Source organism: Kosakonia sp. AG348 (genome assembly GCF_003337365.1).
Classification (GTDB): Bacteria; Pseudomonadota; Gammaproteobacteria; order Enterobacterales; family Enterobacteriaceae; genus Kosakonia.
On the sequence record NZ_QPJR01000002.1, the window covers coordinates 358,108 to 370,344 of the forward strand.

The following is a 12,237-nucleotide window of genomic DNA, read 5'->3' on the forward strand; positions in this document are numbered from 1 at the left end:
CGCCAGGCTAGCATGTCGCCTGGCGCATCACTGCTTACGGACGACGGAACAGCACGATGCTGCGCCCTTCGAGTTCGAAATCCTTCTCTTTGGTAATAACAACCCCGCGTTTCGCGCTATCGGCGGTGGTCAGCTCCAGCACCCAGCCGCCTTCGCCGAACTGCGGAATGCGAAACGGCACCGTGCCTTCAAACGGGTTAAACAGCATCAGCACGTCATGCCAGATCCCCTCTTCTTCCTGCAAATCCGGGCGTCCGATATAAACACCGAGCGTCGTACCTTCATCCCACTGCTCCGGTAACTGCTCGCCGCCACCGGCGTTGTACCAGCGGATCTCCATGCCATCGCGCCAGTTTTCGCGCCGCAGGATCGGCTGTGATGCCCGCAGCGCAATAACATGACGGGTAAATTCCCGCAGCGCTTCCCCGTTGCCGCTGTGCGGCGCATCCCAGTCGATCCACGAGATTTCGCTGTCCTGACAGTAGCCATTGTTGTTGCCCTGCTGGGTGCGGCCAAACTCATCCCCGGCCAGCAGCATTGGCGTGCCGTGGGAGAAAAACAGCGTCGCAAGGAAGTTGCGTTTTTGCCGTTCGCGCACGGTGTTGATGCCTTCGTCGTCGGTCACCCCTTCCGCGCCGTAGTTGTAGGAGCGGTTGTCATTGTGACCGTCGTTATTGTCTTCGCCGTTGGCTTCATTATGTTTTTCGTTGTACGACACCAGGTCGTTCAGCGTAAAACCGTCGTGGGCAGTAATAAAATTCACGCTTGCCCACGGGCGACGCCCGCGCTGATCGTACAGATCGCCGGAGCCCAGCAGGCGGGCGGCAAAGTCCGTCGAGACGTTATCGCCCTTCCAGTATTCACGCAGCGTGTCGCGGTATTTATCGTTCCACTCCGCCCAGCCCGGCGGGAAACCGCCCACCTGATAACCACCGGGGCCGATGTCCCACGGTTCGCCAACCAGTTTCAGCCTGGATAACAGCGGATCCTGCGTCATGGCATCAAAAAAGCCGCCGCGCTGGTCGAACCCTTCCGGTTCGCGCCCGAGGATGGTGCCCAGATCGAAGCGAAAACCGTCGATATGCATCGATTCTGCCCAGTAACGCAGCGAATCCATCACCATCTGCAATACGCGCGGGTGCGACGTGTTCACCGTGTTGCCGGTGCCGGTGTCATTGATGTAGTAACGGTGCTGATCCGGCAATGTGCGGTAATAAGAGAAGTTATCGATACCTTTAAACGACAGGGTTGGCCCCAGTTCGTTGCCTTCTGCCGTGTGGTTATAAACCACATCGAGGATCACTTCGATACCGGCATCGTGAAACGCCCGCACCATATCGCGAAAGCCCTGAATGCCGCGCGGCCCGTAATAACGCGACGCCGGGGCGAAGAAACCAAGCGTGTTATAGCCCCAGAAGTTGCGCAGCCCCTTATCGAGCAAATGCTGGTCGTCCGGGAACCAGTGAACCGGTAGCAGTTCGACAGACGTAATACCGAGGCTTTTGATGTACTCAACCGAGGCCTTATGTCCCATCCCTTCAAACGTGCCGCGCAGTTCCGGCGGCAGCGCCGGATTAAGCTGGGTGAAGCCTTTCACATGAGTTTCGTAGAAAACCGTACGTGGCCAGGGAATATTCGGCCGTGCGCCGTCCTGCCAGTCGAACGCGTGGGGATCGATAACCCGGCACTTGGGCGTAAACGGCGCGCTGTCCTGGGTATCAAAGGTCAGATCTTTATCTTCATGGCCTAAATCATAAGCGTAATGGGCCGCGTTCCACTCGATATCACCGACCAGTTCGCGGGCATAAGGGTCAATCAATAATTTATTCGGGTTAAACCGGTGGCCGTTTTCCGGCTCAAACGGGCCATGCACCCGGTAGCCGTATAACGCGCCGGGTTGCAGGCCTGGCACATAACCGTGCCAGATCTCGTGCGTGTTTTCCGGCAGATCAAACCGGGCGATCTCCTGCTTGCCATCGGGCGCGTATAAACAGAGCTCCACACGATGCGCATGCGCTGAAAAAAGGGCAAAGTTAACGCCCTCACCGTCGTAATTCGCACCGAGTTGCTGGCCGTGCCCCGCCGTAATGTAAAACTGTTTTCCGTCAGACATTGCTTCCCCTTGATCGCCTGTAAAGTCTCACCAGACATAACGATTGATGAACCGCACCCTTTTCTTCGCAATCATGCACTGACCAGTACCGCAAAGGTGAAACCGCCTATCGATCGCAGATTCACTTTGTCGGTGAGAAAAACCTCCTCTGAGCTGAGTATGTCCCGGTAACGCCGATTCGCCAGTTCCGCCGGCAGGGCAATATTGGCGCCCGCCAGGCTGCCGTCGATGGCATCGAACAGCAGACGCGGGGCGAGCACAATTAACGCATCCTGGTTTTCCACGCGCGCAAAGGCGATCAGGTGCTCCGCCTCTTCACCCGCAACGGTCAACGGCAGATAAGCGCCCCGGCGGAACAACGACGGCATCTGCTGGCGTAAATGCAGCAGCCGGTAGATGAAAAATTGCTTTAACTGCCCGCTCGACCAGCTCTCCTGCGAATGCGGATCGGCCTGCTCTTCGTCTACCAGCAGGCGCTCAAGCTCGGCGTAATCCGGCTCCAGCCGGTTATCCGGGTCGACCAGGCTGAAATTGAGCGCTTCGCTGCCCTGATAAATATCCGGTACGCCGGGTGCCGTCAGTTTGATCACCGTTTGCGTCAGGCTATTGACCAGCCCGGCGCGAATAAAGGGCTGTAGCGAGGCGGTAAAATCGGTCAAAAACTCGCGATTCTCCGGCGACAACAAATGACGCACGTAATCAAGCACCGCCTGTTCATAGGCGTCGTTAGTCTCGATCCAGTCGGTACGCTGTTTCGCTTCGCGCAGCGCTTTTTCAACAAACGCCACAAACCGCTCTTCCAGCGCACGCAAACCTTCCACGTCATCGGCTTGTAAGTTGACAGGCCAGACGCCCGCTAGCGCCTGATAGATCATCCACGCCACCATCGGTCGCGGGGCGTGTCCATCGTCAAGCAGTTGCACTTTGCTATGGTTCATCTGCCGCCAGCGCGCCACGCAATCGGCCCAGCGTTCGGGCGCTTCCGTCAGGGTATAGAGCCGCGCCCTGGCGTCTTCCCCGCGTTTGGTGTCATGGGTTGAGGTGCCGGAAAGCGCATCCGGCTGGCGCTCAAGCCGGGTTTGCATCTCTGCGTGGAAACGATCGAGCGAAAAGGTGCGCGGTAGTGGCTCCGCGCCGACTTCATTAAGCGCCAGATCGACATGCTGGCGGAAAAAGAGCGTATCTTCGACGGATTTCGCCATCAGCGGGCCGGTAAGCTGCTGAAAGCGGGTACGAAAACGTGCCGCCGCACCGAGCGCGCTTTTCGCCACATCACCCACTAAAATGCGGCGCACAAAATCGAGCGCGGCAGCGTCCGGCGCATACGGACTGCGCTGAACGTTCTCCACCACCTTGTTTAACAGCGCGGCGTCAGCCTCCGGTAGCCCCTGTTCCGTGCCATAGGTGCGATAAACCGGGAAGGCGATCAGCAGTTCGCGCAGCGCCTGGCGCACCGCGTCCTCCTGCGGCACCGGGATTTCCGCATGACCAATAGTGAGCGCCAGCGACACCAGCACGCTGAATTCGCCGTTAAAGTTACGATCGACCATCAGCAGCTTGGCGTCGCGCAGCTCCTCGCGCATATTCACGCGCCGCCCGGCAACGCTGTCGTAGGCTTTGCGCAGGTTAGCGAGCTTGGCGTCATCGACCAGCACATCCGACAGCGCAGCGATAAATTCATACCCGGTGGTGCCGGAAACCGGCCAGTCCGCCGGAAGATGCTCGCCTTTGCCGAGGATCTTCTCCACCGTGAGGTAACACTCAGGCCCCACCTTCTGGCGTAAGCGCGTCAGATAACTCTGCGGATCGGCCAGCCCGTCAACGTGATCGATTCGCAAACCGTGCACCGCACCGCTGTGCACCAGTTCAAGGATCAGCCGGTGCGCATCATCAAATACCGCTTCATCTTCCACGCGCACGCCAACCAGGCCGGTGATTTCAAAAAAGCGCCGGTACGAGAGGTCATTCGCCGCATCGCGCCAGCTCATTAACCGCCAGGGCTGCTGCGCATGAATGTCAGCGATTAGCGTGTGATCGGTCTCGCCGATGAGTGCCTGCTCCCGCCCTTGCCAGCTCTCTGCCACCAGCGGATAAAAGTTGTCGTAATAGGCCAGCGCCGGTTCACCGGTCAGCGGATCGGCTTTGATCGCCAGCTCGCCGTTTGCAAGCACGGTGTCAAAATCATCACCGAGAAACGGCAGCGTCAGCCGCCGCGACCAGTCGATGTCGAAATGGTGGGCATATGGGCTTTTCTCGCCTTTGGCTATCACATCGCGCCACCAGGCGTTTTCCAGCGAGGCGGCCATATGGTTTGGCACAATATCCAGAATCAGCCCCAGCCCGGCGTTTTTTAACGCACTCACCAGCCGGTCAAACCCGCCGCGCCCGCCAAGGGTGGGATCGATCTCATTGGCATTAGTGACGTCATAACCGTGGGTGGAGCCGCTGGCGGCGGTAAAAATGGGCGAAGCATAAAGGTGGCTGATACCAAGGTGTTTAAGATACGGAACCAGCGCCGCGGCGCGATCAAACGTCATTCCGTTACGAAACTGCAAGCGGTAAGTGGCGGTTGGCGTATTCACATTCCCTCTCCCAAAGCCAGACGAACAATGAACGCATTCGGCGGTAAGTCATCCTGCCCGCGCGGCCAGGCCACCAGCGTTTTGCCGGGTAGTTCCGGCAACGGTTGCGAGGCTTCGCCAATATTGAGCGCCAGCGATAATGTCCCCTGTGGGAAGCGCCAGCGGACCGCGATAAACCCCGGCGCGGTGGCGATCACTTCCCCATTTTGCCGCTGTGCATTTGTCAGCAGCGGCACCACATATTTCTGGCGCAGCGTCAGCCAGTCGCGGGTTTGCGTCAGCCAGCGCTGGCCGGTCTCCTGCTGCGTTTTCGCCCAGTCCAGTTGTGAACGGGTAAAGGTTTCAGGCGCGTTCGGATCGGGAACCGCTTCCCCCTCATGTCCCGCATGGCCCTGAAATTCGCGCGCGCGCCCTTCACGCACGGCGCGCGCCAGATCGCCATGAAAATCGGTAAAGAACAGAAAAGGATTGGTTTCGCCATACTCTTCGCCCATAAACAGCAGCGGAATATGCGGGGAAAAGAGCAGCGCGCCGAGCAGCACGCGCGTTCTCTCCTCGCCCGCCAGCGTGATGAGCCGCTCGCCCTGCGCGCGGTTGCCGGTCTGATCGTGGTTCTGGATAAAATCGACAAACGCCACCGGCGGCTGGCTGCGGCTGTCCACTCCGCGCGGTTCACCGGTTGACGGGGCAACTTCCCCCTGAAACGCGAATCCTTCAGTTAACGCCCGCGCCAGCCAGACTTCAGGCTTATCCGCAAAATCCTGGTAATAGGCATGGGTTTCGCCGGTGGCAAACACATGCGCGGCATTGTGCAGATCGTCATTCCACTCGGCGGTAAACAGCGGCGCACGCCCATCCGGCTCGCGCGGATGCAGCGCAATAATATTGCGGCAATCTTCGGTGGTCAGATGCACCGGCCGGTCGGTGATCTCCTCGCGAATACGGCGGGCAATCTCCACCAGCACCGGCGGCTCGGCGCTGTCTTCAATCTGATCGATGGCATCAAATCGCAGCCCGTCCAGGTTGTATTCGTTGAGCCAGTAGAGCGGCGCTTCAACGATATAACGCCGCACGGCGTCAACGTCATACGCGATGCCCGGTCCCCACGGCGTCTGGCGTTCGGCGTGGAAAAAATCCGGCGACAGCGCGGGCAAATAGTTGCCTTCCGGGCCAAAGTGGTTGAGCACAATATCCAGCACCACTGAAAGGCCGTAACCATGAGCCGCGTCGATAAAGGCTTTAAAATCATCCGGCGTGCCGTAAGCCGAGTGCGGCGCATAAAGCAGCACGCCGTCATAGCCCCAGCCGCGATTGCCGCCAAACTGGGAAACGGGCATCACTTCTATCATGGTGATGCCGAGTTGCGCGAGGTGCGGCAATTTTTCCATCGCCGCGCGAAACGTTCCCTGCGGGGTGAATGTCCCGATATGCAGCTCATAGACTATGGATTCTGCCCACGGGCGGCCCTGCCACTGCGGGTGTTGCCAGACGTAATGATCCGGGTCGACGACCAGTGAAGGACCGTTAACGTCGGCGGCCTGCGCGCGCGAGGCGGGATCGGGAACCGCCATGCCGTTGCTCAGGAGATACTGGTACGCCGTACCAGCGGCGATATTATCGACGGTCAGTTCAAACCAGCCGTCATCAAGGCGTTGCATTGGCAATTCGCCAGCCGGTAAACGCAGTGAAACCTGCTGCTGCCCGGTGGCCCATAACCGAAAACGCACGCGACCATTCGCGAGGTATTCGGCTCCCCAGCTTTTACGAAACGATTTCGACGCCATGCAATTACCTCTCCACGATGTCACGAAGAACAATCATAGTCGATAATCTGCAAAGCCATTGGCGGGCCGCCCGGTCATGCACGCGCATACCGGGCGGTGAGTTGCGTTACTGCTGTTGTTTTTCTTCTGCGGCTTCGACTTCGCGATACCAGCGCGGATGGTGCTTCTTCGCCCAGCGGCGGCTCACGTTGCCTTCAATCATGCCTTTGATCGAACCTTTCACCCAGAACGCCATATACATGTGCACCAGGATGGCGAGCATCAGGATAATGGCGCTGGTGGCATGCGCCAGCAAACACCAGCGAATCAGCCAGATGGGGAAAAAGTGGGCAAAGTACGGTCGCCAGATCACCACGCCCGTCGCCAGCAGCAGCGAAATCATGCTCATGATGGTCCAGAACATCATTTTTTGCCCGGCGTTATATTTGCCGACATCGGCCACCTTGTGCTCGTTGCCTTTTAGCACCTCAACAATGTTTTTCAGCCACGGCAGATCTTTCTTGTCCGGGATGTTGTGATGCACAAAGCGCACGAACATAAACATCAGGATCAGAAAGATCAGCACGCCAAAGAACGGATGCAGAATGCGTCCCATCTGCGGCGTGCCGAAGGTTTGCGTCAGCCAGTGCAGCGTCGGGAAAAAGAGTGCGATACCGGATAACGCCACCAGGAAAAAGCAGATCACCACCGTCCAGTGGCACGCCCGGTCGATAAATTTGGTGCGCAGGATCATTTTGCTTTTATTCATGGTCGTGCTCCTCTTCATCGTCATCCGTCTCTTTGTTCGGCCCTACGCCGATGTAGTGGAACAGCAGACCGGCAAAGGTGGCGATAAACCCGGCGGCGGAGAGCGGCTTGAGAATGCCTTTCCACACATTAACCGGCACATCGATTTTCGGTTCCGCAGGCAGGTTGTGATACAGCCCCGGCTGGTCGGCATGATGCAGCACATACATCACATGCGTACCGCCCACGCCCTGCGGGTTGTATACCCCCGCGTTGACATAACCGCGTTTTTGCAACTGCGCCACGCGCTGCTCGCCAAGCTCCAGCATCTCGGCTTTGGTACCAAAATGAATCGCCCCGGTCGGGCAGGTTTTCACACACGCGGGCTCCTGGCCGACGCTGACGCGATCGACACAGAGCGTGCATTTGTAGACCCGGTTATCGTCCGGGTTGAGGCGCGGCACGTTGAACGGGCAACCGGCAATGCAGTAGCCGCAGCCAATGCAGTGCTCCGACTGGAAATCGACAATCCCGTTGGCGTACTGAATGATCGCGCCCGCCGACGGGCAGGCTTTCAGACAGCCCGGCTCCGCGCAGTGCATACAGCCATCTTTGCGGATCAGCCACTCCAGCTTGCCGTTTTGCGTGGTCTCGCTAAAGCGCATCACCGTCCAGGATTTGGCGCTTAAATCGAGCGGGTTGTCATACACCCCGGCGCAATACCCCACCTCATCGCGGATATCGTTCCACTCGGAACAGGCCACCTGACAGCCTTTACAGCCGATACAGGTGGACACATCAATCAGCTTTGCCACTTCGGCCCGGAAATCCCGTGCCTGCGGCGGCGGCGTAAAACCGTTGGTCGCTGAACGTTTAATAATGTCTTGTGATTGCATGGACATGGTTTCGCTTCCTTACGCCTTCTCAATATTGACCAAAAACGCCTTGTATTCCGGCGTCTGCGAGTTAGCGTCGCCCACCGATGGCGTCAGCGTGTTAGCAAGGAAGCCTTTACGCGTGGCCCCTTCAAAACCCCAGTGGCACGGAATGCCGACAGTGTCGACCCGGCGACCGTCAATGGTCAGGGTTTGCAAACGCTTCGTGACCACCGCTTTGGCTTTGATAAAGCCGCGTTTCGACATTACCTTCACGTCGTCGCCAGCAAGAATGCCCTTCTCTTTTGCCAGCGCTTCGCCAATCTCAACGAACTGATCCGGCTGCGCGATGGCATTAAGGCGGGCATGTTTCGTCCAGTGGCGGAACAGCTCGGTTATTGAGTAGGTGGTGGCGACATACGGGAAAGCATCCGCTTTGCCCATATTGGCGTTGTCGGCGGCGAAAATACGCGCCACCGGGCTGGAAACCACTTCCGGGTGCAGCGGGTTGGTGCCAATTGGCGATTCAATCGGCTCGTAGTGTTCCGGGAACGGGCCGTCGTTCATCTTGTCGATGGAGAACAGTCGCGCCACGCCTTCCGGGTTCATGATAAACGGCCCGACATTGCTGCCTGGCGCAGCCTGGCTGTAATCGGCAACGTCCATACCTGTCCAGCGCTGACCATCCCAGTGCAGCAGTGCGCGCTTCGCGTCCCATGGTTTACCCGCCGGATCGGCAGAGGCGCGGTTGTAAAGAATGCGGCGGTTCGCCGGCCACGACCACGCCCAGCCCGGCGTACAGCCCAGCCCGTACGGATCGCTGTTATCACGGTTCGCCATCTGGTTTCCGCGCTCCGTCCAGCTACCGCAGTACACCCAGCAGAAGCTGCTGGTAGAGCCGTCATCGCGCAGTTGCGCAAAGCTGCTTAACTGCTCGCCTTTTTTGGCAATCAGCGTGCCTTTGTCGTCATACAGATCGCGCAGCGCTTTACCGTTGGCTTCGCGGGCCACCTCTTCCGGATGCGGATCGTACGGATCGTTATAATCCCATGACATGTTCAGCAGCGGTTCCGGGTTGGCTCCGCCTTCGGCCTGATACAACTCGCGCAGGCGCATAAACAGGCGTCCCAGGATTTTGGCGTCGTGCAATACCTCTCCCGGCGGCTCGGCGGCGGCCCAGTGCCACTGCAACCAGCGACCGGAGTTGGCGATGGAACCGTCCTCTTCAGCAAAGCAGGAGGATGGCAGACGGAACACTTCGGTCTGAATTTCCGCCGGATTGACGTCGTTCATCTCGCCATGGTTCTGCCAGAAGGTAGAGGATTCGGTCGCCAGCGGATCGATAACCACCATGTATTTCAGTTTCGCCAGCGCGCGTGATGACTTGTTCTTATCCGGGAAGGCCGCCAGCGGGTTGAACCCCTGCACGATATAACCGTTGATTTTGCCTTCGATCATCAGCTCGGCCTGGGTCATCACATCGTAGAGACGATCCCATTTCGGCAGCCAGTCGTAACCCCAGTTGTTCTCCGCGGTGGCGCGATCGCCCCAGAAACTCTTCATCATGCTGATGAAAAACTTCGGCGTGTTCTGCCAGTAGTTCACTTCATTCACCCCCAGCGACGGCGGGGTGATTTGCGAAATATAGGTCTGGTAATCCGGCTGTTTCTCTGACGGCAGCGGCATGTAACCCGGCAGGTTGGTCGACAGCAGGCCTAAGTCGGTATAGCCCTGAATATTTGAGTGGCCCCGCAGCGCGTTCACGCCGCCGCCCGCCATACCGATATTACCGAGCAGCAGTTGCAGCATCCCCGCCGCGCGAATGATCTGCGCCCCGGCCGAGTGGTGCGTCCAGCCCAGCGCATAAAGAATGGTAGCGGTACGGTTCGGCACGCTGGTGCTGCCGAGCACCGAGCAAACATGGGTGAAATCTTTTACCGTGGTGCCGCACAGGCGGCTGACCATTTCCGGGGTGTAGCGCGCAACGTGGGCTTTCAGCAAGTTCCACACGCAGCGCGGATGGCTCAGCGTCTCGTCGCGCAACGCATTGCCCTGGGCGTCGAGCTGGTAGAACCAGCTTGATTTGTCGTACTGGCGTTTTTGCGCGTCGTAGCCGCTGAACAGGCCGTCGTTAAAGGCGTAATCTTCGCGAATAATCAGGCTGGCATTGGTGTAGTGGCGCACATATTCATGCTGGATCTGGTCATGTTCAATCAGATAGCGGATCGCGCCAAGCAGAAACGCGGTGTCGGAACCGGCGCGGATCGGCGCATAGAAATCGGCCACCGCCGCACTGCGGTTAAAGCGCGGATCGACGACCATCACGGTGGCGTTGTTTTTGGTTTGCGCTTCCACCACCCACTTAAAGCCGACCGGATGCGCTTCGGCGGCGTTACCGCCCATGATCAGCACTACGTTGGCGTTTTTGATGTCCACCCAGTTGTTGGTCATCGCGCCGCGGCCAAAGGTCGGTGCCAGCGCGGAAACGGTCGGGCCGTGGCACAACCGCGCCTGACAGTCGATCGCCACCATGCCCAGCGCGCGGGTAAATTTGCCGTCAAGAATGCCAGTCTCATTACTGGCGGCGGAAGAACAGAGCATGCCGGTGGTGGTCCAGCGATTGACCGTTACGCCCTGCGCATTTTTTTCAATAAAGTTTTCATCGCGATCTTTTTTCATTAACCGCGCGATTTTATCAATTGCTTCGTCCCAGCTAATTCGCTGCCATTTATCGGAACCCGGCGCGCGATATTGCGGATGTAATAAACGATTTTCGCTGTGAATATAATCCAGAACGCCAGCGCCTTTCGGGCACAATGCCCCCCGGCTCACCGGATGATCGGCGTCGCCTTCAATGTGATAAATACTTTCACTGACATTTTTCGCATTATCACCGAGGCTGTACATCAGCATGCCGCAGCCGACTGAACAATAGGTGCAGTTATTTCGCGTCTCTTTTGCTTTTAAGAGTTTATATTGACGGGTTTCCGCGTGAACGGAAAAAGAAGATAAAAATCCGAGAGATGCGACAGTGCTTCCTGCCAGACCGCCCGCGCAGATCCGAAAGAACTGCCTCCGGTTGAGCTCCATTTGTCCTCCAGCTTAAACTTAAGACATGAAAAGGGACGGAGATTATAAGGATATTCTCAACACTTAACCATTATCCATTTATGGTTATTTTTGCGGGTAATTTGGGGCAGAAAGTTATTTAACTAAAATAAGTGGCAGAGATTTTTCTCTCTGCCCTTTTTATTACTTCGTCGCGCTGAATATGGCTTTGCCGATGCGGGCAATGGCGTCATTACTTTGCGCCATTGTCGCGTTAGTATCCGTTATATAAATAGATACAATACGAGGCGCGCCTTTTTTCGGCCAGACAATACTGATAATCGAACGCGAACCATAATCGCCCGCCCCGGTTTTATCGCCAATCACCCAGCCTTTTGGCAACGTGGAACGCAGCAGCGCGTCGGCGACTTTATCCTCTTTCATCCACTGCACCAGTTGCGCGCGCGAACGCGGCGTTAATAGCTCGCCGAGCGCCAGCTTTTGCAGCGTGTGGCTGACAGCCAGCGGCGTGGTGGTATCGCGCAAATCGCCCGGCACGGCGCTGTTGAGTTCAGGTTCGCCGCGATCGAGTCGCGTGACACTGTCACCTGAATCAGCAAAGAAACGCGTCACCGCTGCCGGTCCGCCCAGCTTTTTCGCCAGCAGATTTGCCGCCGTGTTGTCACTTTCAGTGATTGCCGCGCTGCACAGTTGCTGCCAGCTCATCGAAGCAGGCGCAACAAACTTGCTGGTCACCGGCGACCAGGTCACCAGCTCGCTTTGCGCAAACTGAGTGGTCTCATTTAACGCCAGTTCGCCTTTGTCGACCTTGCTCAGCAACGCGCCGCACAGCAGCGCTTTGTGGGTGCTGTTAAGCGGAAAACGCTCATCGCCGCGGTAGCTCACCGTCTCACCGCTGGCGGTATCCACTACCGCAATGCCGATGCGCGCGCCTAAGTGTTCTTCCTGCAGGCGGGCCACCGCCGTCAGCGTGGCGTTATCAATATTGGCGGCGCTGGCGGCAAACGCGCTCAATAACAGTAAAGAACAGATTGATTTCACTGGGAAAAACATAGGTATAATCCTTGTTCAGACAGAGCAACATCACG

7 protein-coding genes are annotated in these 12,237 nt (G+C 57.8%); all 7 read right to left on the minus strand.

What is annotated here, in order from left to right; all coding sequences use genetic code 11:
• Positions 1-34 precede the first annotated feature (34 nt).
• Positions 35-2,113 carry a glycogen debranching protein GlgX gene (glgX, locus tag DFO56_RS05490; RefSeq protein WP_016496116.1) on the minus strand — a complete coding sequence of 693 codons (2,079 nt, stop codon included), beginning with the start codon at positions 2,111-2,113 and terminating at the stop codon, positions 35-37.
• 71 nt (positions 2,114-2,184) lie between these two features.
• Positions 2,185-4,695, minus strand: a complete 2,511-nt coding sequence (gene treY / locus DFO56_RS05495) for a malto-oligosyltrehalose synthase (RefSeq protein ID WP_045508467.1) — start codon at positions 4,693-4,695, stop codon at positions 2,185-2,187.
• Positions 4,692-6,479 carry a malto-oligosyltrehalose trehalohydrolase gene (treZ, locus tag DFO56_RS05500; protein WP_045508469.1) on the minus strand — a complete coding sequence of 596 codons (1,788 nt, stop codon included), beginning with the start codon at positions 6,477-6,479 and terminating at the stop codon, positions 4,692-4,694. The genes treY and treZ overlap by 4 nt, the downstream gene beginning before the upstream one ends.
• 106 nt (positions 6,480-6,585) lie before the next feature.
• Positions 6,586-7,227, minus strand: a complete 642-nt coding sequence (gene fdnI / locus DFO56_RS05505; RefSeq protein WP_016496119.1) for a formate dehydrogenase-N subunit gamma — start codon at positions 7,225-7,227, stop codon at positions 6,586-6,588.
• Positions 7,220-8,107 carry a formate dehydrogenase subunit beta gene (gene fdxH, locus DFO56_RS05510; protein ID WP_016496120.1) on the minus strand — a complete coding sequence of 296 codons (888 nt, stop codon included), beginning with the start codon at positions 8,105-8,107 and terminating at the stop codon, positions 7,220-7,222. Before fdxH ends, fdnI begins: the two co-directional genes overlap by 8 nt.
• A 12-nt stretch (positions 8,108-8,119) precedes the next feature.
• Positions 8,120-11,170, minus strand: a complete 3,051-nt coding sequence (gene fdnG, locus DFO56_RS05515; protein ID WP_072051624.1) for a formate dehydrogenase-N subunit alpha — start codon at positions 11,168-11,170, stop codon at positions 8,120-8,122.
• A 162-nt stretch (positions 11,171-11,332) separates the two neighbouring features.
• On the minus strand, positions 11,333-12,202 hold the full coding sequence (bla, locus tag DFO56_RS05520) for a class A beta-lactamase (RefSeq protein WP_045508472.1): 870 nt from the start codon (positions 12,200-12,202) through the stop codon (positions 11,333-11,335).
• Between the last annotated feature and the right edge of the window lie 35 nt (positions 12,203-12,237).

What these genes read in the sequence shown, in the direction of transcription:
- treZ (WP_045508469.1), bottom strand. Translation starts at nt 6,479, where the DNA reads ATGGCGTCGAAATCGTTTCGTAAAAGCTGGGGAGCCGAATACCTCGCG.
- fdxH (WP_016496120.1), bottom strand. Translation starts at nt 8,107, where the DNA reads ATGTCCATGCAATCACAAGACATTATTAAACGTTCAGCGACCAACGGT.
- fdnI (WP_016496119.1), bottom strand. Translation starts at nt 7,227, where the DNA reads ATGAATAAAAGCAAAATGATCCTGCGCACCAAATTTATCGACCGGGCG.
- bla (WP_045508472.1), bottom strand. Translation starts at nt 12,202, where the DNA reads ATGTTTTTCCCAGTGAAATCAATCTGTTCTTTACTGTTATTGAGCGCG.
- glgX (WP_016496116.1), bottom strand. Translation starts at nt 2,113, where the DNA reads ATGTCTGACGGAAAACAGTTTTACATTACGGCGGGGCACGGCCAGCAA.
- fdnG (WP_072051624.1), bottom strand. Translation starts at nt 11,170, where the DNA reads ATGGAGCTCAACCGGAGGCAGTTCTTTCGGATCTGCGCGGGCGGTCTG.